This is a genomic window from Caulobacter sp. GW821-FHT10C03 (assembly GCF_059415485.1).
On the sequence record NZ_JBWKNI010000010.1, the window covers coordinates 54,888 to 81,728 of the forward strand.

At 68.1% G+C, this 26,841-nt stretch carries 18 protein-coding genes, 1 tRNA gene and 1 pseudogene; 8 read left to right on the forward strand and 12 right to left on the reverse strand.

All coding sequences use genetic code 11. From position 1 onward, the window contains the following. The first annotated feature begins 36 nt into the window (after positions 1–36). Both AC07NG_RS14560 and AC07NG_RS14565 read left to right on the forward strand, forming a co-directional pair. On the forward strand, positions 37–1,749 hold the full coding sequence (locus AC07NG_RS14560; protein WP_494594757.1) for a DUF1800 domain-containing protein: 1,713 nt from the start codon (positions 37–39) through the stop codon (positions 1,747–1,749). A 3-nt stretch (positions 1,750–1,752) separates the two neighbouring features. Beyond that, positions 1,753–3,111, forward strand: coding sequence for a DUF1501 domain-containing protein (locus AC07NG_RS14565; protein ID WP_494594759.1), 1,359 nt, complete (start codon positions 1,753–1,755; stop codon positions 3,109–3,111). Between the two features lie 82 nt (positions 3,112–3,193). Here the strand turns inward: AC07NG_RS14565 and AC07NG_RS14570 are convergent, their stop codons facing one another. After that, positions 3,194–5,947 carry a TonB-dependent receptor gene (locus AC07NG_RS14570; protein WP_494594761.1) on the reverse strand — a complete coding sequence of 918 codons (2,754 nt, stop codon included), beginning with the start codon at positions 5,945–5,947 and terminating at the stop codon, positions 3,194–3,196. Positions 5,948–6,192: 245 nt separating this feature from the next. On the opposite strand from AC07NG_RS14570, the pseudogene AC07NG_RS14575 reads away from it, so the two are divergent. The 5 genes and pseudogenes from AC07NG_RS14575 to AC07NG_RS14595 all read left to right on the forward strand — a co-directional run. Continuing rightward, positions 6,193–7,257, forward strand: a pseudogene (locus tag AC07NG_RS14575) (phosphatidylinositol-specific phospholipase C1-like protein); the annotation flags it as partial. A 198-nt stretch (positions 7,258–7,455) separates the two neighbouring features. Continuing rightward, the gene (locus tag AC07NG_RS14580; protein ID WP_494594909.1) at positions 7,456–7,935 is read left to right on the forward strand and encodes a phosphatase PAP2 family protein; all 480 of its coding nucleotides are present in this window, start codon (positions 7,456–7,458) and stop codon (positions 7,933–7,935) included. An 83-nt stretch (positions 7,936–8,018) separates the two neighbouring features. Further along, positions 8,019–10,268 carry a TonB-dependent receptor gene (locus AC07NG_RS14585; RefSeq protein WP_494594763.1) on the forward strand — a complete coding sequence of 750 codons (2,250 nt, stop codon included), beginning with the start codon at positions 8,019–8,021 and terminating at the stop codon, positions 10,266–10,268. Between the two features lie 11 nt (positions 10,269–10,279). Continuing rightward, the gene (locus AC07NG_RS14590; RefSeq protein WP_494594764.1) at positions 10,280–11,437 is read left to right on the forward strand and encodes an MFS transporter; all 1,158 of its coding nucleotides are present in this window, start codon (positions 10,280–10,282) and stop codon (positions 11,435–11,437) included. A 132-nt stretch (positions 11,438–11,569) separates the two neighbouring features. Beyond that, a tRNA-Cys gene (locus AC07NG_RS14595) sits at positions 11,570–11,643 on the forward strand. A 75-nt stretch (positions 11,644–11,718) separates the two neighbouring features. Here the strand turns inward: AC07NG_RS14595 and AC07NG_RS14600 are convergent. Next, the gene (locus AC07NG_RS14600) at positions 11,719–12,750 is read right to left on the reverse strand and encodes an acyltransferase family protein (RefSeq protein ID WP_494594765.1); all 1,032 of its coding nucleotides are present in this window, start codon (positions 12,748–12,750) and stop codon (positions 11,719–11,721) included. A gap of 276 nt (positions 12,751–13,026) precedes the next feature. Between AC07NG_RS14600 and AC07NG_RS14605 the strand changes: the two genes are divergently transcribed. Continuing rightward, a complete protein-coding gene (locus AC07NG_RS14605) occupies positions 13,027–14,025 on the forward strand; it encodes an NAD-dependent epimerase/dehydratase family protein (protein ID WP_110132634.1) in 999 nt (332 codons plus the stop codon). Positions 14,026–14,143: 118 nt separating this feature from the next. On the opposite strand, the gene AC07NG_RS14610 is transcribed toward AC07NG_RS14605, so the two are convergent. The 10 genes from AC07NG_RS14610 to AC07NG_RS14655 all read right to left on the reverse strand — a co-directional run bounded on the left by AC07NG_RS14610 (position 14,144) and on the right by AC07NG_RS14655 (position 26,830). Continuing rightward, on the reverse strand, positions 14,144–15,478 hold the full coding sequence (locus AC07NG_RS14610; protein ID WP_494594767.1) for a glycoside hydrolase family 16 protein: 1,335 nt from the start codon (positions 15,476–15,478) through the stop codon (positions 14,144–14,146). Beyond that, on the reverse strand, positions 15,378–16,664 hold the full coding sequence (locus tag AC07NG_RS14615) for an acyltransferase family protein (protein WP_494594768.1): 1,287 nt from the start codon (positions 16,662–16,664) through the stop codon (positions 15,378–15,380). Before AC07NG_RS14615 ends, AC07NG_RS14610 begins: the two co-directional genes overlap by 101 nt. A 123-nt stretch (positions 16,665–16,787) precedes the next feature. After that, complete coding sequence (locus AC07NG_RS14620; RefSeq protein WP_494594770.1) at positions 16,788–17,834, reverse strand: glycosyltransferase family 2 protein; 1,047 nt, start codon at positions 17,832–17,834, stop codon at positions 16,788–16,790. Positions 17,835–18,226: 392 nt separating this feature from the next. Next, complete coding sequence (locus AC07NG_RS14625; RefSeq protein WP_492853480.1) at positions 18,227–19,267, reverse strand: glycosyltransferase family 2 protein; 1,041 nt, start codon at positions 19,265–19,267, stop codon at positions 18,227–18,229. A 35-nt stretch (positions 19,268–19,302) separates the two neighbouring features. Continuing rightward, positions 19,303–20,769 carry a lipopolysaccharide biosynthesis protein gene (locus tag AC07NG_RS14630; RefSeq protein WP_494594772.1) on the reverse strand — a complete coding sequence of 489 codons (1,467 nt, stop codon included), beginning with the start codon at positions 20,767–20,769 and terminating at the stop codon, positions 19,303–19,305. A gap of 46 nt (positions 20,770–20,815) precedes the next feature. Further along, entirely contained in the window at positions 20,816–21,901 is a 1,086-nt protein-coding gene (locus AC07NG_RS14635; RefSeq protein ID WP_494594774.1) for a glycosyltransferase family 2 protein, read from the reverse strand. After that, complete coding sequence (locus AC07NG_RS14640; protein ID WP_494594776.1) at positions 21,898–23,202, reverse strand: hypothetical protein; 1,305 nt, start codon at positions 23,200–23,202, stop codon at positions 21,898–21,900. Before AC07NG_RS14640 ends, AC07NG_RS14635 begins: the two co-directional genes overlap by 4 nt. 43 nt (positions 23,203–23,245) lie before the next feature. Next, positions 23,246–24,391 (reverse strand): glycosyltransferase, encoded by a 1,146-nt coding sequence (locus AC07NG_RS14645; protein WP_494594777.1) that lies wholly within the window; start codon positions 24,389–24,391, stop codon positions 23,246–23,248. Then, complete coding sequence (locus AC07NG_RS14650; protein WP_494594779.1) at positions 24,388–25,464, reverse strand: glycosyltransferase family 2 protein; 1,077 nt, start codon at positions 25,462–25,464, stop codon at positions 24,388–24,390. Before AC07NG_RS14650 ends, AC07NG_RS14645 begins: the two co-directional genes overlap by 4 nt. Positions 25,465–25,468: 4 nt before the next feature. Beyond that, a complete protein-coding gene (locus tag AC07NG_RS14655) occupies positions 25,469–26,830 on the reverse strand; it encodes a UDP-glucose dehydrogenase family protein (protein WP_494594781.1) in 1,362 nt (453 codons plus the stop codon). Between the last annotated feature and the right edge of the window lie 11 nt (positions 26,831–26,841).

Here is a 26,841-nt window from a genome sequence, read left to right on the forward strand (position 1 = left end):
GCCCGCGCCACGGGCGTGATCGGGGACCTTTGTGCAATGCGTATGAAACTTCTGGCCTCCACGGCGGGGGCAGGCCTCGCCCTCGTGCTCTCGGCCTGCGGCGGCGGCGGTGGAGGCGGCGGCTCGTCGTCGACGCCCCAGAGCAGCGGCGGCACGACGCCGACCACCCCGCCCGCGCCGGTGGTGATCTCGGCGGCCGAGGCCGCGCGCCTGGCCAAGCAGGCTACCTTCGGCCCGACGCCCGCCCTGATCGACCAGATCGTGGCGGCCAAGAGCGCCTCGGCCTGGATCGACCAGCAGTTCGCCCTGAGCGGCAGCACCTACGCCGACATCGCCGCCAAGCCGGTGGCGACCACCTTCTGCTCGGCTCAGGGCCTGACCGGGACCGACCTCAACAACTGCAACCGCGACAACTTCGGCGCCCTGCCGATGTCGATGCGGTTCTATTCCAACGCCGTGGGCAAGGACGACCAGCTGCGCCAGCGCGTGGCCTTCGCCCTGTCGCAGATCGTCGTGGCGTCGGACCTGGAGGTGCACACCACCGCGGGCCTGGCGACCTTCAACCAGATCCTGCTGAGCAACGCGTTCGGCAACTACAAGGACATCCTGCGCGAGGTCACCCTGAATCCGTTCATGGGTAACTTCCTCGACATGGTCGACAGCAACAAGTCGGCCCCCAACGAGAACTACGCCCGCGAGCTGATGCAGCTGTTCTCGGTCGGCACGGTGCTGCTGAACGCCGACGGCACCACCAAGACCGGCGCCGACGGGGCGGTGATCGCCACCTACAGCAACGCCGAGGTCAAGGAAGTGGCCCGGGCCCTGACGGGCTGGACCTACGCCCGCCTCGACGGCGCGGCGATCAGCGACGGCACGAAGCTCGACTACTCCAAGCCGATGATCGTCAACACGGCCCGGTTCGACACCAAGTCCAAGACCTTCCTGGGCGCCACCATCGCGGCCGACGCCACGCCGCAGGCCAATGTCGACACGGTGGTCGACACCGTCTTCAACCACCCCAACACCGCCCCCTTCATCAGCAAGCGGCTGATCCAGCAGCTGGTGCTGGCCAACCCGTCGCCGGCCTATGTGGGCCGGGTGGCCGCGGCCTTCGCAGACAACGGCGCGGGCGTGCGCGGCGACATGAAGGCGGTGATCAAGGCGATCCTGACCGACACCGAGGCGCGCGGCTCGGCCGCCACCCCGGGCAAGGTCAAGGAGCCGGTGCTGTTCCTGACGGGCCTGGCGCGCGGCATGGGCCTGAAGTCGGACGGCTACGCCTTCTATTACCGCGACAACGCCCTGGGCCAGATGCCCTTCCGCGCCACCTCGGTGTTCAACTTCTACCCTTACGACTTCCCCCTGCCGCTGGGCTCGGGCGAGGCCAGCCCGGTCAGCAAGCTGATGACCACCTCGACCATGATCGCCCGCCACAACCTGGCCTGGGACTGGACCATGGCCGGCGAGGCCACGCGCACCGAGTTCAAGGTCCAGTCGACCATCACCGGCTCGACCGCCGTCGAGCTGCCGTGGACCGAGTGGGAGGCCCTGGCCGCCGACGAGGCCAGGATGCTCGACCGCATCGACCTCGTGTTCCTGAACGGCACCATGACCTCGGCCCAGCGCGGCGCGCTGTCGTCGGCCATGGCCGCCGTCAAGAACACCGACCCCGCCGTCCAGGCGCGCAAGCGGGCGCAGGTCGCCCTCTACATCGTCGCCTCGTCCCCGCAATTCCAAGTCGACCGCTGAGCCATGACCCTTTCCCGACGTGACTTCGGCCGGCTGCTCGCCGGCGCCTCCGCCACCGCCGCCCTGACCCAGATCGGCATCTCGGCCGCCATCGCCGACACCTCCAGCTATCGCGCGATGGTCGGGGTGTTCCTGTTCGGCGGCAACGACGCCTGGAACATGGTCGTGCCGACCGACAGCCGCTACGCCGCCTACGCCAGCCAGCGCGGGTCGATCGCCCTGAAGCAGGACAGCCTCGTCCCGCTGACCGGCACCGCCTTCGGCCTCAACGCCGCCATGGCTCCGCTGAAGACCGCCTGGGACGAGGGCGCGCTGAGCGTCGTGCTCAACACCGGCACCCTGTTCCAGCCGCTGACCAAGAGCCTCTACCAGACCCGCCCGGACCTGCGGCCGCTGAACCTGATGTCCCACGAGGACCAGCAGAACCAGTGGCAGGGCATGCGCACGCGCGAGAAGAACCTCGACGGCTACATGGGCCGCATCCTCGACCGCGCCGATGCGGCCGAGCTGCCGCCGCTGGTCTCGATCGCCGGCTCGCAGCTGGCCCTGCTGGGCAGCCGCAAGTCGCCGCTGATCCTGCCGTCGAGCGGCGGCATCACCCGCACCGGCTACAACGCCGCCAGCACCGACGCGGCCGTCGTGGCCCGCCAGGCGGCGCTGAACACCTTCTCGGACGCCTCGGCGTTCGGCGCGGTGACCGACCTGACCGGCCGGGGCATGTCGTCGGCCTACGCCCAGGCGGCGACGGCCAACACGATCATCAGCTCGACCACCTCGGTGGTGGACCAGTACTTCAAGAACCCGACCACCGGCGCGGCCCTGACCAGCGAGATCTCCCGTCAGCTGCTGCGGGCGGCGCGGATGATCGAGGCCCGCAACACCCTGGGCCACGCCAAGCAGACCTTCTTCGTCAGCCAGGGCGGCTACGACACCCACACCAACGAGGTCGCCGTCCACGCCTCGCTCTACGCCGACCTCGCCATGGCTCTGGCCGGCTTCTACAACGCCATGAAGGCGCTGGGCCTGGCCAACAACGTCACCGCCTTCACGATGTCGGACTTCGGGCGGGTGTTCAAAGCCAACGCCAGCGCCGGCACCGACCACGCCTGGGGCTCCAACCACCTGGTGCTCGGCGCGGGCCTGGCCTCGCGCAAGGTGCACGGCGCCTATCCCGACACCGCCTTCGGCGGCCCCGACGACGCCTATAACGACGGCCGCTGGATCCCGACCATCGCGGTCGAGGAATATGTCGGGGCCATCGCCCAGTGGTACGGCGTGTCGGCGACCGACCTGCCCTATGTCTTCCCCAACTGGGCGACCTGGAACGGCGGCGGGCGCGGTCCCGTGCTCCTGTTCGGCTAGAGCTCGGCTGGAGACCGGAAAACGACGACGCCCCGGGGCCTTTCGGCTCCGGGGCGTTTCTCTTTCAGTTCTGGGCCTGGCCTTAGAACTGGATGTTGGCGCCGAAGAAGACAGTCCGGCCGCTCTTGGTGTGGTTCCACAGGCGGTGGGCGCCCGGCTGGGTCACGTTCACGCCGGTGGTCGAGTTGTAGACGTAGAAGCTGTTGTACTGCGCCTCGCGCTCGTCGGTCAGGTTCACCCCGTCCAGCGTCAGGCGGATGCGCGGGCTGACCTGATAGAAGGCCGCCGCGTCGACATAGGTGGTGGCCTCGAAGCCGCCGCTGTCGATCGTGTAGTCCGAGCGGTAGTTCGACGACACCCGCGCGCCCCACTTCGTGGTCTCGTAGTAGAGCGTGATGTTGGTGTTGACGTCCGACAGGCCGTAGATCTGGCCCTTGAACTCCTTGCCGTTGATCTTGTTGGTGGTCTCGGAGTCGATCAGCGTCAGGTTGGCGACCATGCCCAGGTTCTTCAACGGACCGGGCAGGAAGAAGAAGTCGCTCTGGGCGCTCAGTTCCAGGCCGCTCAGCGTGGCCGAGGCGTTGTTGACCGAGCGGGTGTAGATCACCGGGGTCGAGGCGGTGACGCCCGTCACCAGGCCTTCGGCCAGGCCCGTGTCGGAATAGAGGGCGTTGGACGTCGTGCTGCTGACCAGGTTGTCGATCTTCTTGTGGAAGACGCCGGCGGTCAGCATGCCGATGCTGCCGAAGTACCATTCGGCCGACAGGTCGAACTCGTCCGAGGTGTAGGGGTCGAGGTTCGGGTTGCCGCTCGACACCGTCACCGTCGAGCCGTCGACGCTGATCGAGCCGTTCATGGCGTAGGCGGCCAGGGACGGACGGTTGATGTTCTGGGCCGCGGCGGCGCGGATCTGGAACTGGTCGGTGACCTCGAGCACGGCGTTGAAGGCCGGCAGGACGCCTGAATAGCTCTTCTTGACGGTGGTCGGGGTGTTGACGCCGCGCACGGCCATCACGCCGGTCGAGGTCAACTCGGTGTCGTAGGCGCGGGCGCCGACGTTGCCGCGCAGCGGCATGCCGGCCAGCTCGGTCTTCCAGTCCAGCTGCAGGTAGCCGGCGTTGGTGTCTTCCTGCACCGCGTAGATCGACTTGGGCGCGCCAAGGGTGCGGGTGATGTTGTAGGCCGCCAGGGCCTTGTTCCAGTCGACGATCAGCCAGGACTGGTCGTCGTGCTCGCGGAAGATCTTGTAGTAGCTGTTGACGTGGTCATCGAGCGTGCCCTTTTCCCAGGCCGTCTTGTTCACGTCGTCGTTGGTCTGGGTGTAGCCCGAGTTCTCGAAGCCGCGGAACGACACGCCGCCCTTCAGGGTGAACACGTCGTCGAACTGGTAGGAGCCGTTGAACTCGGCGTTCTTCAGCTTCGTCGTCTGGTAGGTGGCCGAGAAGTCGATCTCGTGGGCGCGGTAGTTGTTGGGATCGGTGGTGTCCCAGCCGTAGATATTCTTGGCCGTCTTGCCGCGGTAGTCGGTGATCAGGTCGCCGAAGGCCTCGGTGTAGAACTTGTCCGAGATCGGGATGTCGTAGTCCGAGGTCTCCTGACCGATGTGGCCGTCGAACTTCAGCTTGTCGGAAACCTCCCACTCGCCGGTCAGGACCAGCTGCTTGAAGGTGTTCTCGGTCTCCTGGCGACGGGTCTCGGTGGCGAACACCGTGTTGGCGACGTCGGCGTAGATGATCGTATTGTACTGGTCGTACTGGATCGAGCGCAGCACCGGAGCCGCGGTCGTCACGCCCGAGTGCGGGGTGGCCGCGCCCAGGATGGTCGAGCCGACGCTGGCGCGGGTGGCCAGGTGGTTCTCGCTGCGGTCGTTGGAGAACTTGCCGTACAGGCCGTCGAGCGTGAGGGTCACGGTCTCGACCGGACGCCATTGCAGCGCGGTGGTCACGCCCAGGCGCTCGTTGTCGGCGCCCCAGACCGACAGGCGGTTGCCGCGCTGGAAGATCAGCTCGCCGTTGGTGGCCTTCAGGGCGTCGGAAGCGCTGAGGTTGACGACGTTGGCGGCGTTGGCCTTCTGCTGGCCCGCGCCGTAGGTGTTGTAGCCCTGCTCCTCGACCTGGCGCTTGGAGTAGGCGACCGAGACCAGCACGCCGAACTTGTCGTCGAAGTTCTGGCTGAACATGCCCGCGACGCGCGGCTGGAAGTCTTCGGTGGCGCTGTTGGTGCCGCCCTGCAGCGACAGCGCCATCTTGCGGCCGTCATAGGCGAACGGCTTGGCGGTGTAGAGGCCGACGGTGCCGGCCATGCCGCCCTCGTCCTGCTCGGCCGAGAACGACTTGCGCACGTCGATCTTCGAGAACAGCTCCGAGGCGAAGATGTTGAAGTCGAAGGCCCGGTCGCGCGAGGTCTGGCCGCGGCTGTCCATCGGCGAGTCGACGTTGCCCAGCACTTCCATGCCGTTCAGCTGCACGCGGGTGTAGTCGGGGCCCAGGCCGCGCAAGGACACGCGGCGGCCTTCGCCGGCTTCGCGGTTGATGGCCACGCCCGGCAGGCGCTGCAGCGACTCGGCCAGGTTGAGGTCGGGGAACTTGGCCATGTCCTCGGCGACGATGACGTCGGCGACGATGCTGCTGTCGCGCTTCATCTGGCGGGCCACGCCCAGCGACTTGCGGAAGCCCTGGACGACGATGGCGTCGACTTCGCTGGCGTCGTCGGCCGGCGCGGTGGCGATCGGGGCGTCGGCCGCGGCCTCGGCGGCGTGGGCCGGAGCCGTCAGCATGGCGAAGGCCAGGACGGCCGAAGCGGCGCTAAGCGACAGCGCCTTCTTGGTGGTGGACATGAGACCCCCTGCAACTGGATCGCCGGAAGCCTCCAGAGAGCGGGCCACGGCGCGATGGCGGGGCGGTTAGGGCGAAATTGTGACGGCGTGTTACGAGTTCGATAACGAGCGTATGAAGCGAGCGTTTGGCGGCCGACTATCCACGATTTTATTGCGTGTCGGTCGCAGATCGGGACGGCGACACTGACGTCTAACCGTCATGCGGCGCCGCTAGAGAGGCCGCTTGTTCTGGTGGAGTGCGGCCCATGTTCGGCTTGGTGGCGGTGATGGCGATGGCGGCGGCGGCGAGCGACGCCCCGCTGCGGATGAACGATCTGACGGCCGTCGGCACCCACAATTCCTACAAGCAGGCCATCCCCGCCGACGAACTGGCGGCCATGGTCGCCGCGCGCGGCCAGCCGGTGCTGGCCATCGACTACGCCCACCGCCCCCTGGCCGAACAGCTGGACGCCGGCGCCCGGCAGCTTGAGATCGATGTCGTCAATGACCCGGCCGGTGGCCTCTACGCCAAGCCGCTGACGGCGCTGGGCCGGGGAACGGTGCTGCCGCCCCGCGTCGCCGAAGCCCTGGCCAAGCCCGGCTTCAAGACCCTGCACATGCCCGACATCGACTTCCGCAGCTCGTGCGTGACCTTCGTGGAGTGCCTGTCGCAGGTGCGCGCCTGGTCGGACGCCCATCGCGACCACGTGCCGATCCTGATCATGCTCAACGCCAAGGAAGGCGCGGCCTCCATCCCGGGCGGCGTCACGCCCCTGGCCTTCGACGAAAAGGCGTTCGACGCGCTGGACGCCGAAATCCGCAGCGTGTTCGGCCCCGACCGCCTGATCGACCCCGACCTGGTGCGCGGCAAGAAGCCGACCCTGCGCGAGGCGGTGCTGGCCGGCGGCTGGCCGACGCTGGAGGCCGCGCGCGGCAAGGTGTTCTTCGCCCTCGACGAGGGTCCCGAGAAGGTGGCGATCTATCGCGGCAAGCGCGCCTCGCTGGAAGGCCGGGCGATGTTCGTCAACACCGACGAGGCCTCGCCGGCCGCCGCCTATCTGACGCTGAACGACCCCATCGCCCAGAAGGACCGCATCGCCGCGGCCGTGAAGGCCGGCTTCATCGTCCGCACCCGCGCCGACGCCGACACCTGGGCCGCCCGCAACGGCGACGTCTCCCAGCGCACGGCCGCCCTGACCAGCGGCGCCCAGTACGTCTCGACCGACTATCTGTGGGCCGACCCGCGCCTGCCCTGGAACTACACCGCCCGCCTGCCCGGCGGCGAGGCGGCGGCCTGCAACCCCGTCCGCGCGCCCAAGGGCTGCGACGGCGCGCTGGAGCTGACGGCGGGCGCCTCGGCCACCGGCTATCTCGCCCCGGCCCAACGCCCCGACCTGACCAAGGTGCTGGCCGCTCCGCCGGCCCAGGGCTCGCCCCGCGCTATCTCTGACGCCGCGATCTTCGACGCCAGCCGATCGCTGAAGGACACCCCGCGCTGGGCGCTGGCGACCGCCGACGTCAAGGGCTCGATGTTCGACCATTTCGCCGACGCCTTGGGCGTGCGCCTGACGCCGCAGGAAGCGCCGATCCTGGCCGCCCTGCTCGAACGGGCCGGCGACGACCGCTCCGTGGTGGGAACCGCCAAGACCTTCTGGGGAACCAAGCGCCCCTATATCAGCAAGGACACGGCGCCCGTCTGCGAAGCGAAGACCGACCACCTGGCCGGCAATCCCGACTATCCGTCCGGCCACTCGGCCCATGGCGAGCACGTGGCGATGATCCTGGCCGAGGTCGCCCCCTCGCGCGCCGACGCCCTCTACGCGCGCGGCCGGGAATATGCCGAGAGCCGCTGGATCTGCGGCTCGCACACGGTCAGCGCCACCGAGGCCGGCTTGCAGGCGGGGGCCGTGATCTACGCCGCCGAGCATCGCTCGGCCGCCTTCCGCTTCGACATCGACATGGCCCGCGCCGAAGTGTCGGCCGCCCTGGCGAAGACAGGAAACAAATAGCCGAACCCAACTCGTCGAACAGCGCTTGCCAAAACGATAGTTATAGCTAGCATCCTCCTCGTACGGACATGCGGGGGGTTGTAGTGCGCAAGCTGCAAGTGTTCGCCGGGGTCGCGACTGTCGCCTTGATGGCGGTCGCGACCTCTTCCAGGGCCCAGACGGCAAGTGAAGCCGCGCCGGTCGCACTCGACGAGATCGTCGTCACGGCTCAGAAACGGGCCGAGAACCTGCAGGACGTGCCGGTCTCGGTGACCGCCATGACCGGCAAGCAGTTGCAGGACCAGAGGGTCAGCGACGTGCTGGCCCTGTCGGGCATGGCGCCGGGCCTGCAGATCAAGACCGACGACAACGCCGCCAATCCGCGGATGTTCATTCGCGGCATCGGCGTCAACGACTTCAACCCGGGCACGGCCAGCGCCGTCGGCGTCTATGTCGACGGGGTCTACATCGCCTCCCCGCTCGCCCAACTGGCCGGCTTCTACGACCTGGAGCAGGTCGAGGTGCTGCGCGGGCCGCAGGGCACGCTCTACGGCCGCAACACCACCGGCGGGGCGATCAACATCGTCACCAAGAAGCCGTCGAACAGCCCGGGCGGCGACATCGCCGTCGAGTACGGCCGGTTCAACGCCGTCAACGCCCAGGGCGGCTTCGGCGGACCGATCATCGACGACACGCTCTTCTTCCGGATCAGCGGCCTCTACGACAAGAACGACGGCTACACGACCAACCGGCTGACCGGCAACAAGGGCAACGACGCCAACCGCTGGGCGCTGCGCGCGGCCCTGCGCTGGAAGCCCGACGACAAGCTGACCGCCGACCTGTCGCTGAGCCTGAACCAGTCGCGCGGCGGCTCGATCTGGACCTACAACCGCTCGATCCTGCCCCAGACGGCCGAAGCGACCGGCGCCGACGGCTTCTGCCGGGCCGGCTTCTACACCTCGGGCCAGTGCACCAATGCGCTCGGCTACGCCAACACCAGCGGGAACCTCTACGAGGGCGACTACCGGTTCGAGGGCAAGGACATCGTCAAGCTGTTCGGGGCGACGGCCAACGTCTCCTACGACCTGGGAGACATGACCCTCTACTCGGTGACCAGCTACCAGCGCGCCGCCCGCGACGACTGGGAAGACACCGACGCCAACCCGCTGCAGGTGATCAGCGCCCGCTACATCGCCCTGCAGGAAACCGCCAGCCAGGAGTTCCGCCTGCAGTCGAACGGCGAGGGTCCGCTGCGCTGGGTGACCGGCCTCTACTGGGCCAAGGACGACCTTTCCAACGACAGCCACTACGACGTGCTGGCCGACCTGCGCAATCCGACGCCCGACAACCCGACCGGCATGGATCCGGCCGCCAGCATCGGCGTGTTCGGCTGGCCCCTGACCCTGAAGTCGCGCAGTTGGGCGGTGTTCGGACAGTTCGACTACGACCTGACCGAGCGCCTGACCTTCACCGGCGGCCTGCGCTATTCGGTCGACGACAAGAGCATCCACTATGTCAGCGACGTCGACTACGGGCTCGTCACCCTGTTCGTCCATGACGGCGACAAGAGCTTCAAGTCGCTGTCGGGGCGGCTTGGCCTGCGCTACGCCCTGACCGACGACGCCAACCTCTATGCGACCTACAATCGCGGCTACAAGAGCGGCGGCTTCTTCACCGGCCAGACCGCCGACGAGGCCGACCTCGAGCCCTATTCCGACGAGACCGTCGACGCCTTCGAGGTCGGGGCCAAGAGCGAGTTCCTCGATCGCCGCCTGCGCCTGAACGCGGCCGCGTTCTACTATGATTACAAAGACCTGCAGGTCTACACGACCATCCAGCGCGGCCTGCTGACCGTGCAGTACTTCACCAACGCCTCGGCCGCCCGGGTCTACGGCGCCGAGGCCGAGGTCGAGGCCCGGCCGGCGCGGGGCCTGTCGCTGACCCTGGGCGCTGCGCTGCTAAGCGCCGAGTATCGCGACTTCCATTCGGTGGACCAGGACTATTCGGGCAACCGCCTGCCCTCGGCCCCGAAGCTCAGCTTCAACGGCGCCGTCCGCTACGAGCATCCGCTGCCGATCGGCGACTTCACCGGCCAGCTGGACTTCACCCACCGCTCCAAGGTCTTTTTCGACACCGCCAACACCGAGCGGCTCAGCGACGAGGCCCGCACCTTCGTCAACGGCCAGGTCGGCTGGAAGCTGGACGGCGGCCGCTACGAGCTGGGCGTCTGGGGCAAGAACCTGTTCGACGAGACCAACATCCTCGACATCACCGCCATCGAGGGCCTGGGCTTCGACGCCTTCAGCATGGGACCGCCGCGCACCTACGGCGTCTATCTGCGGGCCCGCTATTGAGCGGCGAGGCCGTGGAGACCGCCAACTGGATAGGTCCGGCGCCGAGCCTGAGCGAACGGCTGGCGGTGCTGTGGATCGGCGTTGTCGGCGTGCTGTTTCCCGGCGTCGGGCCGCTGCTGCTGGGCGGGCTGGAGGCGGCCGGACGCCTCAGCGCCATGGAGATCGGCCTGGCCGGCATGGCCGAGCTGGCGGCCATGGGAGTTGGGGCGGCGCTGCTCGGCCCGGCCTTCGGCGCCAGACGCCTGAGGCCGGCGGCGATCGCCTGCGGCTGTTTCCTGGCGGCGCTGAACCTGGCCTCGACGCAGGTGGACGGCGGGCTGCTGGTGCTGGTCCGCGCCCTGGCGGGCCTGCCGGCCGGGGCGCTGATCTGGGTGGTGACCGGCATGATCGTGCGCTCGCCGCGCCCCGACCGCTGGTCGGGGATCTACCTGACCGTCCAGACCCTGATCCAGCTGGCCGTGGTGGCGACCTTGAGCGCCCTGGTCATCGACCGCTTCGGGCCGGACGGCGGCTTCGTCGTGCTGACGGGCCTGGCTGTATCGGCCGTGGCGGCGGGCTTCCTGGCCCCGCGCGCCTGGACCGCCCTGCCCCAGGCCGATGACGCCCCCAAGGGTCTGCCCAGCCCGCGCGGCTGGGTCGCCCTGCTGGCGGTGTTCTGCTTCCAGGCCTTCATCCTCGCCCTGTGGATCTACGCCGAGCCGCTGTCGCGCCAGGCCGGACACGCGCCGAAGGTGGCGGGCCTGGCCTTCTCGATCTCGCTGGCCGCCCAGGTGGCCGGCGGCTCGGCGGCGACGGCCCTGGCGGGGCGGGTGTCGTGGTTCGTGTCGCTGGCCGTGGGCGTGATCGCGGCGGCGGCCTGCCTGCTGGTGTTCGCCGCCCTGCCGCCGGCCCCGGCCTTCCTGGCCGCCTCGGGCCTGTTCGGCTTCGCCTGGCTGTTCGCCTCGCCGTTCCTGACGCCCCTGGCGATCGAGGCCGACCCCAGCCGGCGCGCCGCCCTGCTGGGTCCCGGCGCCAGCCTGCTGGGTTGCGCGACCGGACCGCTGCTGGCCGCCCTGATCGTCGGCGAACACGACGTGCGCCCGGCCGTCTGGCTGGCCGGCGGCCTGGCGCTCGTCACCCTGGCCCTGATCGCCGGTCTGCACCTGACACGAGCCAAGGAACCCCGTTGAGCGTTGGCCTCGCGCTCAAACCGCCACGCCGGAAGTGATCGCTGGGGACGAAGCGAAGTTGGCCATTGCGAGCGCGGCCGCCGTCTGATAGCCATCCGCCCTCTTCGCCGACGCAGCTTGTGTCGACCCGGTGGCCCGGTGGCGGAGTGGTGACGCAGCGGACTGCAAATCCGTGCACCCCGGTTCGATTCCGGGCCGGGCCTCCACCCTCTTCCCTTCTTCGAAAACCTCGTCGCGGGTCTCCTGCGCGACGGCGCTCTCACGCCGCCGCGCGGACCATGTCAGCCGGCGGCCGGCGCGGGCTTGAGGCGGCGCTCCAGCAGGCCGTTGAGGAAGCGGCGCGCGGGCTGCTCGATCAGATAGAAGCTGACCAGGGCCACGACGATGGCGATCGGCAGCAGGGCCAGCTTGCTGACCGCGTTGTGGCCGGCCTTGTAGAACGGCTGCTGCCACAGATAGAGCGAATAGGAATAGAGGCCCGTCCGGATCAGGATCGGGTGCTGCAGGAGGTTCAGCAGCACGGCGGGCAGGCGGTGCGCCAGGCAGAGGCTCAGCGCCACGCAGGCGGTGCCCAGGCTGTACTTCACCGGGTCGGGAACCCTGTCGAAGCTGAAGACCAGGCCCAGGGCGCCGAGCACCAGCGCCGCCCAGGGCGAGGCCAGCAGGCCCGTCGGCTCCTCGCGGAGCTTCAGGTAGAAGGCCGCCGCCAGCAGGATCGAGGCGCCGCGCACGTCGCTGCGCCAGTAGACCTCGTTGTAGCCGCCGCCGGCCAGGGTCTGCAGCAGGCCGTTGACCATCGCCGCCAGCGCCAGGCCGAAGCAGATCGTCGCCACCGGGACCTCGCCGTCGCGGCTGCGGCTCCACAGGGCCACCAGACCCAGCAGAACGTACATGTGCTCCTCGACGCACAGCGACCAGATGTGGTCGAGCGCCGGGCTGCGGCCGACCAGGCCCTGGGCGTAGTTGGCGGTGAAGGTGATGGCGCTCAGATACTGCTTCAGGTCCGGCCCCTGCCCGTTCAGCAACGGCGCGGCCAGGAACATGATCGTGCAGAACACCAGCAGCGCCGGATAGACGCGCGAGATGCGGCGCGGGAAGAAGCTGGCCAGCGGGACCTGCTTGACGAACAGGATCTCGGCCATCAGCCGGCCGCTGAGCACGAAGAACAATTCGACGCCGAAGCGTCCGAGATTGAGCCACTTGGTGGTCACGAAATGACCGACCAGAACGCTCAAGATCGCGAGTCCTCGCCAGCCATCAAGATGCTGGAGGCGATTCTCGACCGTATTCGACATGGGCCACCACACACACATTCAACGGCAGGGCATGAGCCCTCACCGTTAGGCGCAATTGCGACGGCTTTATACGTAAATCGGAAAATTTTTCGCCACGCGGCGCGCTTTTCCACAGCAAGGCGCAGAATAGCGCAGCCTTGACAGGCTGATTGCTCTTCCCAGAAGCGCACAAAAGCTCAGCAATTCCAGAAAAAGTCCTGGCGCGAGGGTGATTTCTAGTCGCCCCATTCGCGCGAGATAGGCTAATTAGGGCCCAGTGCGAAAGCTCCTCCCCGAGCGTATCGAGACATCGACATGACCGACAATGTGACTGACCAGATCGATCTGGGACGGATGGCTGGCCGTCGCGTGCTCGTCACCGGTTCGTCCGGCTTCATCGGCACGCACCTGACGCGCCGCCTGGCGGCCGCCGGCGCCGAGGTGATCGGCCTGGACCTCAAACCCCAGCGCGAGACCCTGCCGGGCGTCACCTACGTCGTCGGCGACGTGCGCGATCTGGGCGCGGCCGAGCTTCCGAAGATCGACGAGATCTTCAACCTGGCGGCCGTGCACACCACGCCGGGCCACCCCGACCACGAATATTACGACACCAACGTCAACGGCGCCCTGGAAGTGGTGCGCCTGGCCGAGCGTGACGGCGTCAAGCACATCACCTTCACCAGCTCGATCTCGATCTACGGCCCCTCCGAGGAGCGCAAGACCGAGACCAGCGCGCCCGATCCCGTCTCGGCCTACGGCAAGTCCAAGCTGATGGCCGAGAAGATCCATCGCGCCTGGCTGGGCCAGGGCACGGGCCGCTCGCTGGTGGTCGTGCGTCCGGCCGTGGTGTTCGGCGCCGGCGAGGGCGGCAACTTCGCCCGCATGGCCGGCCTGCTGAAGAAGGGCGTGTTCGTGTTCCCGGGCCGGCGCGACACCGTCAAGTCGTGCATCTATGTCGAGGACCTGCTCGACCTGGTGCTGACGGCCGGCGGCCAGGGCCAGCCCCTGATCACGCTGAACGGCAGCTATCCCGAGTGCCCGACGCTCGAGAACATCGTCACCACCCTGCAGGAGCGCTACTTCCCGAAGGCCAAGCTCATCGACGTGCCGCAGGGCGTGGTGATGGCGGCGGCCAAGGGCCTGTCGACGCTGAACGGCGTGGGCATCGGCATCCACCCCGACCGCGTGACCAAGCTGGTCCGCTCCACCCACGTCTTCCCGGGCTGGGCGGTGGACAACAAGCTGTTCCCCGAGAACGGCTTCTCGCGCGGCGTCGACCGTTGGGCCGCCGCCACGGGCCAGACCTTCGTCTGACCCGGCGCGCGACCACAGCCAGAGTATTTTTTGACGAAGCAGATACCGGTTCGTCGTCAGAAAATGCGTCAAAACGAAAGACTAGAGCTTCCGTCCTGACGCCGTCAGGACGGAAGCTCTAATAGCTCGCGGTCGTGACCGTCACCTGGGTGGTGTCGCAGGTCAGGGTCCGCGTCTTGGCGCCGCCGCACAGCACCGGCGCCTTCAGGGGCGTCGAGGCGCCGGCCGGCGGCGTCTTGCCGACGATCGCCTCGACGAGGCGATAGGAACCCGGCTTCACCGTCGCGGGCAGCGGCATCTCATGCACGACAGTGCGCATCTCGCCGTTGTCGTAGCCGTCCAGCGGCGTGGTCTGCTCGGACAGCACCGCCCCGCTGCCGTTGGCCTTGATGACCGAGTAGAGGCTCTGGGTCGCGGCGACACCGGCGGGCGCGCTCAGGCGGGACGTCACCTTCACCGACGCGACGCCGGCCGGGAGCGCGACCGAGCCGCCGCTTTCGGCGTCGCCGATGGCGGCCGCGCCGAACACCGCGCGATCCATGTCGCCGGGCGCGCTGTAGCGATAGTCCGCCGGATCGGGGGTATAGGCGCTGTCGCCGCAACGCGCCCCGGCGTCGGACGCCTCGCTGAACTGGCAGACCCGCACGTAGTCGATGCTGAGGGCCTGCGGGAAATTGGAGTCGTCGATCCCGTAGCGCCCCGCCCAGCTGCCGCCGATCGCGAAGTTGAGCAGCACGTGAGCCGGCGCCGCCAGCACGCCAGACTTGTTCAGCCAGGCATAGGGCCGGCGATAGAGCACCTTGCCGTCCAGCAGCACGGTGTAGTCGGTCGGCGTCCACACCAGCCCGAACACGCGCCAGCCGTCGCTGAGATCCTCCGTGCCGACGAAGGACTTCAGCTTGGTGTTATATTCCGGATGGGTCTCGTAATAGGTCACGGCCGAGCCGCGCGGGGTGTCCACGGCGGCCGAGTGCACCATGTTCGGCAGGTCCTCCCCGCCGTTGACCACATATTCCATGATGTCGATCTCGGGCGGCCAGCTGAGGGCGCCGGAGGCGTCGTAGTCGGAATTGAGCCAGAAGGCCGGCCAGATGCCCTTGCCCTTCGGCAGCTTCACCCGCGCTTCGTAGTAGCCGTAATAGAAGGTCTGCAGCGAGCGGATCATGCCCGACTCGTAGGCCCCCTCCCCGGTCTTGCGGGCGACCAGGTCGAGCACCCCGTCCTTGACGACATGGTTGTCGTTGTCGCGGTAGCGCTGGACCTCGTCGTTGAGCTTGTCCTGCTTTTCGTTGCCGTAGATGTAGCGGGTGGCCCAGACGCTGCGGTCCAGGGTCGACCCGTCGAAATTGTCCTCAAATACCAGCTTCCAGCCGCTCGCCAGGGCGGCGGGCGGCGCCGAGAGCATCGTCGCCGCCAGGATCAGCGCCTGCCAGCGCCGCGTTGCGGTTTTCATCGAGGGCCTCCATCGCGCCGATCGCACCAGGAGCCGTTTCCGCAAATTTCCGCGCGGGGCGTTGCAGCAAATATTGCAACGCAGGGCGTATAGCCTTCGACACTTTCTTATGGTGACGCTCGAACAGGAAGTAAATTACGGAAGCAACCAAGTGAGCCGCGATTATCGCCAGGACATACGAAGGAACAAGCGTGGCAATTTTGGATTCGAAGACCACAACAAGCACGATGTTGTGAACCAAGTACAAGCTGTAGGAATAAGATGAGAAGAAATGCGCCACCTTTTTAAGCACAAAAAGTGACACACCTTTGATATCTATCGAAAACGCAAATCCAAACAACATCATAGCCATGAAGGTGGCCGTCTGAGTGCTGTAGGCGAGGTTCGACTTGTCGAGCATCTTGCCGGCGACGCCCAGGGCCCCGACGACGAGCAGGCTGGCGAAGAAGCGGCGGCTGTATTCGCGCCCCGCCATGGCCGCCCACAGCGCGCCGAAAGCGGCGCCGATCATCCAGGTCAGGCTGAGCCCCGAACCGCCGCCCGCGAACAGGTTCCAGACGAAGACCGGCAGGGCCAGGCCCGCGGCGACGGCGGCGGTCAGCCAGTTGATCCGCTGGCGGGCGACCACCAGGAACGCGAACAGGCCCGCGACGACATAGATCCAGAACTCGATGGCCACCGTCCACAGCGGCTCGGCGGCGTTGTACGAGCGCACGTAGTAGGGCCAGACGTTCACGAACTTCGACGCCGCCTGGAACAGCGGATAGTCGTTGAGCAGGAACAGGTTGCCGAAGAAGGCGGCCACCCCCTCGTTCACGCCGCGCTGTCCCCAGCGCCCGTCGATCAGGAAGAAGTTGGCCAGCACCGCCAGGACCAGCACGGGCACGAGCGGGGTGAAGATCCGCGCGATCCGGTCGGCCAGGAAGTCGGCGAAACGCTCCTCGCCCGACCGCAGGTGGTTGAACAGGGAGGTGAAGATCAGCATGCCGCTGAGCAGGAAGAACACGACCACGCAGTAGCCGCCGAGCTCCTGGATGGGCCAGGGCAGATGGAAGACCAGGCGCGTGTGGGCCAGCACGACCAGGCTGGCGGCCAGACCGCGCGCCAAGTCCAGAAACGCCGACGAGGTCTCGCCGAGGCGGACCCTTGGCGCGGGCCTGCCCCCCGCCGTCACCGCGTCCGTCATCTGCCCACCTCTATTCTCATTCGCTCGGAAGACACGCGGCGACCGCGCGCTCATATGCCTGGACGTTCTCGCCGACCGCCGCCCTCAACGGGACGGCCGTCAGGCGACCGGACGCCCTTGTATCTAGACCCGCGCCACGGCCCGCTTCAGGAAAGCGGGACGCGCCGCCGGCACGTAGCGCCACTGGATCAGCCGCGTGGCCAAGGCCCGCGGCGTCGCCGCGATCGCCAGCACCCAGAAGAACAGGACGGCCTGGGCCGCGCTCGAATTGCCCTGAGGGCGCAAGACCGCCCCCACCGCGTCACCGATCAGCTTCAGACGGCTGTCGCCTTCGATCGGGTGGTCGCCCGGCGTCAGGGCCAGGCTCGACGCGCGCAGGGCGCAGACATTGAGGCTGCCGCGGAAGGCCTGCGGACGCACGGCGACGCCGCTGCGCTGGGCCACGCCCGCGCTGAACGCCGAGCGCTTGACCGCCCGCCGCACCTCGTTGCTGAAGCGCGAAACATTCAGCGACGCCATCGCGGCGATGTTCTTGCCGTGCACGCGGTAGGAGACCAGCGGCTTGGCGATCGTCACCACCTCGCCCAGGAACGGCGCGGTGGAGAGGAAATAGCTGTCGGTCGCCCGGTCCATGGTCAGGTCGAGGGGGAACAGCTGGTCTAGGAAGCGGCGGGTGTAGACGTTGCCCGATCCAGGCGGGGTCGGATAGGAGCCCGCCGAGGCCGCCCATTGGCGGATCTGCCCGGGCGTGGGCTTGGCGCCGTATTTCGGAAACACGTTCCCCAGGGGCTTTCCCTCGGCGTCGACGGTCTGCATCTGCACCTGGACCTTGCTGGTCTGCGGCGTCAGGACGGCCGCCACCTCGCGGATCAGCGACGGATCGACCAGGTCGTCGGAGTCGAGGAAGATGATCAGGTCGCCGGTCGCCAGGGCGTAGCCGGCGTTGCAGGCCGTGGCCGGGCCGCCGTTCTCCTTGAAGACGGGCGTCACCCGATCGGCGTAGCGCTCGATCACCTGGCGCGAGCCGTCGATAGACCCGTCGTCCACCACGATGATCTCCACGTCCGGCCAATCGAGGGCCAGGGCGCTTTCGATGGCCGCACCAACGAAGGATTCGTAGTTGTAGTTGGGGATGACGACCGAGACTTTGAGAAGCTTTTCGCCAGTCATTTCAACGATCTCCAGCTGCAACATACTCACACTGCACAACCTGGCTGGACATCACGGCCACGCATCACCCATGCAGACCCTGCGAAAAGCCCCGTTAGAGGACAAACCGGGTCAAAACAATGGCGATTGCGCCGAAGTCGACGCTTCCTCCTTTTTCAGTGAAGACTACGCCTTCTGATGGACGTCAGCTTCACCGTAACCGGCAACGCACGAATGCGCCTTCGGTTCTTCATGATGGTGTTATTATTTTTCCTTCACAAGAATAGCGCGCGAACGCGGCAGATCGATGAAGCGAACCGCCGAAGTTTTGACCAGCATCTCAGTTAACCGATGCAGGCGTCGCGTCGCCGGCCACGCATCCGCGGCGACGCCCCTGCCCGGTCGGTGACGGATCAGATGCGCGAGATCGCCCGGCGCATCAGCCGCGGGCGCGACACAGGCACATAGCGCCAGAGGATCAGCGTGCGCGACATTCGCCGGGGCGCGGCGGCGATCGCCAGGACCCACAGGAACAGCGCCAACTGGGCCTTCGCCGAATTGCCCTGAGGCGTCACCACGGACCGCATCAGGTCGCGCAGCACCACCAGGCGATTGTCGCCCTCCAGCGGATGCTGGTTCGGCGTCAGCACCAGGCTCGAGGCCCGCAGCGAACAGACGTTGAGGCTGCGGCGGAACGCGTCGGGGCGCACGGCCACGCCGTTCTGCCTGGCCAGGCTGGCGCTGAACCGCGAGCGGGTGATCGAGCGCCCGACCTCCTTGCTGAAGCGCGCCTCATGGAGTTCGGCCATCGCGCCCATGTTGCGGCCGTGCACCCGGTAGGAGACCAGCGGCTTGGCCACCGTCACCACGTCGCCCAGGAACGGCGCGGTCGACAGGGTGTGGCTGTCGGGGGCGAAGTCCATGGCCGCGTCGAGCGGGAACAGCTTGTCCAGGAACTGGCGGGTATAGACGTTCCCCGATCCCGGCGGCGTCGGATAGGAGCCGGCGAACCCGGCCCACCTGCGGATCTTCGCCGGATCCAGGCTGGCGCCGTACTTCGGAAACACGTTCGAAAGCGGCCTCCCGTGGAAGTCGATCGACTCCATCTGGACCTGCACCTTGCTCACCTTCTCGGTGACCAGGGGGAAGACTTCCTTGATCAGGTCCGGCGCGACGAGATCGTCGGAGTCCAGAAACACCACCAGACCGCCGCTGCTGACCGCATAGCCGTCGTTGGTGGCGGCGACCTGGCCGCCGTTCTCGCGATAGATGGCGGTGATCCGGTTCTCGTAGCGACCGATCACATCCTTCGAATGATCGGTCGAACCGTCGTCAACGACGATCACTTCTACATCAGGCCAGTCCAGCGCCAGGGCGCTCTCGATCGCTGCGCCGACAAACTCGGCATAGTTGTAGTTCGGTATTACTACCGAGACTTTATTCAGATTGTACAACTTGCCCCCCCGGGCAGTGCTTCCGGCTGCGCTGGCTAGGCGCTGGCCGCAACGCGACGTCTGACGAAGCTAAGGCCGAAATCGACCAGCTCCTTAACCAGCGCGCGATCTAGCACGAACAATACACCTGCGAAAGCCACCGCTCCGGCCGGGACCAAGGCGAGGGCGCGGACCACGGCCGGCAGGCTGTCGGGGAGGATCAGGCGCAGGCCGTACACCACCCCGGCCATGACCAGGGCGGCCGCCAGCGGCGCCCGGATCTGCACGAACTGGTCCTTGAAGGTCAGGCCGGTCGCGCGCTTGAGCATGCCGCCGAACAGCGGCGCGTAGATGAACTCGCAGCTCACCCACACCGCCACCGCCACGCTGGCGGAGGAAAGGTGGGTCACGAAGATGGCAGCGATCAGCCAGCTCAGCCCCACCGCATAGCCCATCATGACCATGTGCGGCCGGCCCATGGCGGTCAGGATCGGGATGATGAACAGGCGCGGGGCCTGCAGCAGCACCAGGAAGCCCAGGGCGGTGACGTAAGGCGCGGCGGCGATCCACTGGCGCCCGAACAGCAGCTCCACCACCTCGGGCGCGGTGACGCCCAGGCCCACGAAGCCGGCGTACATCACCGTGCAGGCCAGGCCCACGGCCAGGCCGTAGGCGCGGCGCAGGCGCGGCAGGTCGCTCTGCAGCCGCGACATCATCGGCAGGGTCACCTGCTGCAGGGCGGTGGCCGAGATCGACCAGAAGGTGTCGATGGTCCGGAAGGCCAGGTTCACGAAACCCGCCGTGCCCGCGCCCAGATAGATGCCGGCGAAGAAGACGAACATCCGCTTGATGGCGAAGTTGACGAACAGGGCGCTGACCGACAGCGCGCCGAACGCCGTCAGCTGCTTGAACTCGACCAGGCCGAACCGGAAGCGCGGGCGGTCCTTGCTGGCGATCCACAGCACCGCCGAGCCGAGATAGACCATCAGCAGCTGCTGGGCGACCAGCGCCCAGACGCCGGCCCCCATGAAGGCGATGGCGATGCCCACCGCCGCGCCGCTAAGGCGTCCGGCGAAGGAGCGCAGCGCCAGGGCCTTGAAGCCGAACTCGCGCCGCTGGCGGGCCACCAGGGTCGAGGTCGCGCCGGCCGCCAGGAAGCTCAGGCTCATCCAGCCCAGGATCTTGCCGGCCTCGGGCTCGTGCGTCAGCTGGCTGAACAGCGGCCCGATCGCCCAGCATCCGGCGGTCAGCAGCACGCAGATGCCCATCGAAGCGGTGAAGGCGGTGTCGAAATGGCGCTCGGTGATGTCCTTGCGCTGCACCAGGGCGTCGTGGAACGCCATGTTCGACAGGATGCCGATCAGTTCGACGACGGCCAGGACCATGGCGAACAGGCCAAACTGCGCCGGCGGCAGCAGCCGCGAATAGATGATCAGCGAAGCGAACGAGACAAGCGAAAGCCCGCCGTTCTCCAGCGCGCTCCAGAATGCGGATTTCGACGCTGTCGCGCGGTCGACGGCCATGATGTCCTCGATCGTGCCGGGCGCGCGGCTCGCGGCCGCGCCCCGGTCACTGGGTAAGGGGAGCGGGGCTCGCAGGGCCGCCGCGAAGACGCGAGAGCGCGTTGCGGAGCGGTGCGAGGACTTCCGAGCGGTTGAAGCGCAGGTTGATCAGCGGCCGGGCCAGCCCCTTCGGGCAGGCCAGCAGCAGGGTCAGCCAGGCGAAATTGGCGAGCTTCGACTTGGCGCTGGCCGGCTGGGCGGCCACCAGGCCGATCGCCGTGCGCCACAGCCCAGCGACGCTCTCGCGCTCCTGGCCCGGATAGGCGTCGTCGAGCTTGCGCGCCATCAGGCGGTAGTTGACGAAGACCAGCTCGCTGTCGAGCAGGTCGCCGGCCGGCAGGGCCGCTCCCAGCGCCTGGGCGTGGTCGCGCAGGATGTCGAACTCGGCCGCGCGGAAGGCGATGCGCCGGCCAAAGTCTGGATGCCGCTTGGCCTTGCCCTTGGCGTCCTGGCGGCTGCGGTTCTGGCCGTGCAGGCGGTACTGGCCCAGCGGGCGGGCGATGGTCGCCACCTCGCCATAGAGCGGGGCCAGGGTGTTGAGCACCCCGTCCTGCGACACCGGCGGCGTCATCGGCAGCAGCTTGTCCAGGAAGCTCCGCGCATAGGCGTTGCCCGAGGTGACCGGCCACAGATAGGTGCCGGTGCGCTCGAAGGCGGCGCGCACCTCGTCCGGGCCGTAGGGCTGCGGGAAGTTGCAGAAGCGCCGGCCCAGTTGCTCGCCGGCGCCGTCGATGATCTCCAGCTCGAACTGCGCCTTGACGGTTTCGGGGGTCCAGGCGTCGAGGATCGCCTCGAGCGCGCCGTCCAGCAGCAGGTCGTCGGCGTCGAGGAACAGCACGATGTCGGCGCTCGAGCGCGCATAGCCGATGTTCACCGCCGCCACCTTGCCGGTGTTGGCCTGGATGACCGGGATCACCTTGTCGCCATAGGCGCGGATCACCTCGGCCGAATTGTCGGTCGAGCCGTCGTCAATAACGATGATCTCGGCCGCCGGACGGCTTTGCGACAGCACGCTGTCGATCGCCGCGGCGACATAGCGCTCGTAGTTGTAGCAGGTGATGACGACGGCGACGGACGGGCTTGCCTGGGTCATGACACACCTCGCTGCGACCACCGGGGAGCGGCGGTCGCCGGTTTTGGACTCGCGGCCTTGAAGGCCGCGACGGACGGGCTGAGCACCACGATCAGCAGCAGCAGGGCGCAGAAGTCCGACTGCAGCAGCAGACCGCCCGACGCCAGCCACGCATAGAGCAGGGCCAGGCGGATCGACGGAGAAAGCGCCCTGCCCGCGAACGTCGCGAACAGGAACAGCAGGATCGCGCCCGACCCGACCAGCCCGTATTCGTAGATCAGCTTGGCCCAGGTGGGGTCGAAGATCTCGAACTTGACGTTGGCGAAGACGATGGCCCGATCGATGGTGCCCGGCCCGTGGCCCAACAGCTTGGCCCACTCCGGATAGTAGAAACCGGTCTTCAGCAGGTTCACCGGCGCGACGAAGCGGGCGTAGCCGCTGGTGCCGACGGTCGAGAACTCGTTCAGGCGGCCCAGGAAGAACCACAGGTTCAGCGCGTCGGCGAACAGCAGGAAGAACACGAACGCCGCGCCCAGCACCACGAAGGCGCGGCCCATCGCCTTCACGCCGGTGGGCGCGATCAGGCCCAGCAGCAGGATCAGGATGCCCGTGCCCGAATAGGACAGGGCCATGGCCAGGGCGAACACGCCCAGCCGCTGCAGGCGCTTGAAATAGACCAGCTCGATCAGCAGGGCGATGGCGATCAGCGCCGAGAAGCTGGACGGCTCGCGCAGGAAGAAGCCGTTCGACTTCATCACCCCGCCGGCGGCGATCACGGTGTTGTAGTTGCCGCCCGCCCGCAGGAATTCGGGCAGCAGCTGCTTGATGTCGAACAGCCACGGGGCGTGGATGGCGAATTGCAGCATGAACTGCAGCATGCCCGCGAAGGCCAGGATCATCGCCAGGTCGCCATAGCGGCGCAGGCAGAATTCCATCCACTGGCGGGCGTTGATCCGCGGATGAAGCCGCAGGACGAACGGCGCGTAGAGCACCAGCAGCAGCGACAGCGATCCCGCCGAAGCCTCGGAATTGATCGCGGTCGACACCCAGGCGGCCGCCGCCAGCACGCCGTAGAACGCCACCGACGGCAGGCTGACGATGAAGTTGCGCGTCCACAGGCCGTAGGCGGCCAGGACGTAGATCGCCACCAGGCTGAACTTCAGCGGAAACCCGCCGACCGTCAGACCAAGATTGGCCAGGAACAGGATCGAGACGAAGACCGCCGTGACGACGCCCTTGGCGTTGCGCGAAGGCGCGCCGGCCGGCGCGGCGGGCCGGGCCGCCACGCGGGGCGACGGCGCATCCATCGTGATCAGCGACATGACGACGGACCTCCTGCGAGGCTGGCGGGATCGCGACGACTGGTCATCGCGCCCCACGCGCAGCGAGGAGGGCTTCGTAGAGCGCCCGCGTCGTCTCGCCAATGCCCCGCCAGGAACTATCCTCGGCGCCGGCCGTCGGAACCGAGCGGTCGTTGGCCGCCTGCACGATCGCTCCGGCCAGGGCCTCGACGTCCTCGGGCGGCGTCAGCACGCCCGTGCGGCCGTCCTCCATGGCCTCGGCGAAGACGCCCACACGGCTGGCGATCATCCACTTGTTGAACGACCGGGTCATGTAATAGACGCCGCTGGCGTCGATGGCCCGATACGGGAACAGGAAGCAGTCGGCCTCCTCGAACAGCGAGGCCATCTCGGCTTCGCTCAGCCGGCCCAGGCGCAGTTCCACCAGGTCTTCGATCCCATAACGCGCGATGGCGTCGGTGATCGGCTGCATGTCCATGTGCGCGGCGCCGGCGACGACGAAGCGGGCCTTGCCGCGCAGGTCGGCGGCCGCGCGTCCGACGGCCTCGACCAGGATGTCGAGACCCTTGTAGGGCTTGATCTGGCCGAACAGCACGAAGACCCAGCGGCCGTCGTCCAGCCGCGGCGACACGGCCGGCGGCGGCGCGCCGACCGGCAGGGGACCGTGATCGACAACCGCGATCCGCTCGGGCGCGAGGCCCCGCGCCTCGAGCGTGCGCCGGGCCGACTGCGTGTGGACGATGACCTTGTCGGCGAGCCGGATCGGCAGGTCGAAACCCAGGTTCTGGAAGAACGAGATCTTCTCGCCGTTGAACGGGTTGGTGTCGTGCACCGTCACCACCACCGGCCGGGCGCGCTTCAGCAGCCAGATGGCCGCGGCGTCGGCCAGGGGCAGCACCGTCCACTGGAAATGGATGACGTCGAACCGGCGCGCCGCGGCCAGCACGCGCAGCAGGCCGGCCAGGTGCGACAGGGCCTTGGCCGGCGCCCGCAGGGGCCCCGGCAGGAAGTCCGGCCGATCGAAACGACGGTAGAAGACCGGCGAGGCCTCGCCGGCGGGCCGGAACGCGGCTTCGCCGGCACGCTCGGGCCGCACGGCCCAGGTCTGCGCCACGCCCGCGGCCTCGAGGCCTTCCGAAAGTCCCGTGTCGTAGGGCGCGGTGAACAGGGAGGGATCAAGCAGCAGAGCGGAAAGAGGCCGCTCCGTCATGCGGCACACGACGCCGCCACGCTCTCCTCGCCCTCGGGCGCGGGCGCGGTCCAGCGCGTCTCACGAACCTTGACGAAGCCCCACAGGAAGCCGAGCGACCAGGCCGTGTGCATCACGAAGGCCGCCGGCGCCGCCAGCAGGCCGCAGATCGAGCGGTGCTTCAGCGCCAGCATGACGCCGGTGGCGGCCAGTATGGCGGTGTAGAGCACCGGCCAGGCGGCCAGCACCGGATGGATCGCCACGCCCGCGATCAGCGAAAGCGTCGCGAACACCAGGTGGACCGGCAGGGCCAGCTGCCGCAGGCGGATCGAGGTCGGATGCCGGCGCACCGTCCGCGAGCGGCCGACGCCGTAGTTGAAGTACTGCTTCCACATGCCGCGCAGGGTGTCGCGCGGGAAGTATTCCTGGCGGATCTCGGCGTCGAGGAAGATGCGCCCGCCGACGCCGCGCAGGCGGCAGTCGTACTCGGCGTCCTCGTTGTGGCTGTAGGTCTCGTCGTAGCCGCCGACGCGGCGGAAGCTGTCGATGCGGAAGGCGGCGTGGTGGCCGTGATCGACATAGCCGCTGACGCGGCCGCCGCGGTGCGCCGATCCGCCGGTGCCCACCGGGGTGTTGGACACCCAGGCCACGGCCTTCTGCAGGCAGGCCCCGCCGGTGGAATCCATCGGGATCACCACCGAGTCCGAACGCTCGCGCTGGATGGTGGTCACCAGCTGGCGCACGAAGCCGGCGGGATAGGCGCCGTGGGCGTCGCAACGGACCAGCACGTCCATGCCGTCGCCGAAGCGCTCGACGGCCAGATTGACCGCCGCGCTCTGCAGCCGGAGCGGATTGTGCAGCAGGTGGACGTCGGCGCGCTCGGCCGCGACCGCCTCGACCAGGCTGACGGTGCCGTCGGTGCTGCCGCCGTCGGCGACGACGAACGTCGTGCGCACGTCGGCCGGCAGGTCTTCGGACAGCCGCTGCAGGATGCCGCCGATGTGGCGCGCTTCGTTCAGCGTCGGGATGACGACGAGCACGCCGCCGACCGCCGGGGCCGAGCCCCGGCGTTGGCCTTCTTCTCGCGCCGACATGGGATCAGCCCTGACCGGCGACGTCGAGAACGGGCTCTTCCACGGCCGGCGCCGAGGCGCTTCCCCGGCCGATGGAGGCGTAGGTGAACCCGGCGCGCACCATCTCTGCGGGCTTGTAGATGTTGCGCAGGTCGACGACGACCGGGGCGGCCAGCAGGCCCTTGAGGCGGACGAGGTCGAGGGCGCGGAACTGGTCCCACTCGGTGAGGATCAGCAGCACGTCGGCGCCTTGCGCGGCCTCGTAGGGACCGCCGACGAACTCGACGCCCGGCAGCAGGTGTTCGGCCTCGTGGCGGCCTTCGGGATCGAAGGCGCGGACCTTGGCGCCCCTGGCCTGCAGGGCCGGCAGGATGTCGAGGCTGGGAGCGTCGCGCATGTCGTCGGTGTTGGGCTTGAAGGTCACGCCCAGCACCCCGACGGTCTTGCCCGACAGGTCTTCGGCGCCGAGCACGGCGGCGACCTTGTCGGCCATGGCCTTCTTGCGGGCGGTGTTGACCTCGACCGTGGTCTCGATCAGCCGGGTCGGCGCGCCGTAGTCGGCGGCGGTCTTCACGAGCGCGATGGTGTCCTTGGGGAAGCACGAGCCGCCGTAGCCGGGGCCGGCGTTGAGGAACTTGCTCCCAATGCGCTTGTCCAGGCCGATGCCCTTGGCCACCTGCTGCACGTCGGCCCCGACCTTTTCGCAGAGGTCGGCCATCTCGTTGATGAAGGTGATCTTCATCGCCAGGAAGGCGTTGGCGGCGTACTTGATCAGTTCGCTGGTGCGGCGGCCGGTGAAGACGATCGGGGTCTCGTTCAGGCTCAGCGGGCGATAGAGCTCGCGCATCACCGCCTGGGCCCGCTCGTCCTCGGTGCCCACGACCACGCGGTCGGGACGCTTGAAGTCCTCGATGGCCGCGCCTTCGCGCAGGAACTCGGGGTTGGAGACCACGGCGAACTGGGCGTTCGGGGCCACGCGCTTGACGATGGCCTCGACCTCGTCGCCGGTGCCGACCGGCACGGTCGACTTGTTGACGATCACCGTGAAGCCGTCGATCAGGCCGGCGATCTCCTCGGCCGCGGCGTAGACGTAGGAGAGGTCGGCATGGCCGTCGCCGCGGCGGGTGGGCGTGCCGACGGCGATGAACACCGCGTCGGCGTCCTTGATCGCCTGGGCGCCTTCCAGGGTGAACGACAGCCGGCCTTCGCGGACGTTGCGGGCGACCAGATCGTCCAGGCCCGGCTCGAAGATCGGAATCTCGCCGGCCAGCAGCCGCGAGATCTTGCGCGGATCCTTGTCGATGCACGTCACCACGTGACCGAAGTCCGCAAAACACGCCCCAGACACCAGGCCCACATAGCCCGTGCCAATCATCGCTACGCGCATCTGTTATCCCC

Excerpts from the sequence above, each read along its gene's own strand:
- AC07NG_RS14560 (WP_494594757.1), top strand. The coding sequence starts at position 37 with ATGCGTATGAAACTTCTGGCCTCCACGGCGGGGGCAGGCCTCGCCCTC.
- AC07NG_RS14565 (WP_494594759.1), top strand. The coding sequence starts at position 1,753 with ATGACCCTTTCCCGACGTGACTTCGGCCGGCTGCTCGCCGGCGCCTCC.
- AC07NG_RS14570 (WP_494594761.1), bottom strand. The coding sequence starts at position 5,947 with ATGTCCACCACCAAGAAGGCGCTGTCGCTTAGCGCCGCTTCGGCCGTC.
- AC07NG_RS14580 (WP_494594909.1), top strand. The coding sequence starts at position 7,456 with ATGTTCGACCATTTCGCCGACGCCTTGGGCGTGCGCCTGACGCCGCAG.
- AC07NG_RS14600 (WP_494594765.1), bottom strand. The coding sequence starts at position 12,750 with ATGTGTGTGTGGTGGCCCATGTCGAATACGGTCGAGAATCGCCTCCAG.
- AC07NG_RS14605 (WP_110132634.1), top strand. The coding sequence starts at position 13,027 with ATGACCGACAATGTGACTGACCAGATCGATCTGGGACGGATGGCTGGC.
- AC07NG_RS14610 (WP_494594767.1), bottom strand. The coding sequence starts at position 15,478 with ATGAAAACCGCAACGCGGCGCTGGCAGGCGCTGATCCTGGCGGCGACG.
- AC07NG_RS14615 (WP_494594768.1), bottom strand. The coding sequence starts at position 16,664 with ATGACGGACGCGGTGACGGCGGGGGGCAGGCCCGCGCCAAGGGTCCGC.
- AC07NG_RS14620 (WP_494594770.1), bottom strand. The coding sequence starts at position 17,834 with ATGACTGGCGAAAAGCTTCTCAAAGTCTCGGTCGTCATCCCCAACTAC.
- AC07NG_RS14630 (WP_494594772.1), bottom strand. The coding sequence starts at position 20,769 with ATGGCCGTCGACCGCGCGACAGCGTCGAAATCCGCATTCTGGAGCGCG.
- AC07NG_RS14635 (WP_494594774.1), bottom strand. The coding sequence starts at position 21,901 with ATGACCCAGGCAAGCCCGTCCGTCGCCGTCGTCATCACCTGCTACAAC.
- AC07NG_RS14640 (WP_494594776.1), bottom strand. The coding sequence starts at position 23,202 with ATGTCGCTGATCACGATGGATGCGCCGTCGCCCCGCGTGGCGGCCCGG.
- AC07NG_RS14645 (WP_494594777.1), bottom strand. The coding sequence starts at position 24,391 with ATGACGGAGCGGCCTCTTTCCGCTCTGCTGCTTGATCCCTCCCTGTTC.
- AC07NG_RS14650 (WP_494594779.1), bottom strand. The coding sequence starts at position 25,464 with ATGTCGGCGCGAGAAGAAGGCCAACGCCGGGGCTCGGCCCCGGCGGTC.
- AC07NG_RS14655 (WP_494594781.1), bottom strand. The coding sequence starts at position 26,830 with ATGCGCGTAGCGATGATTGGCACGGGCTATGTGGGCCTGGTGTCTGGG.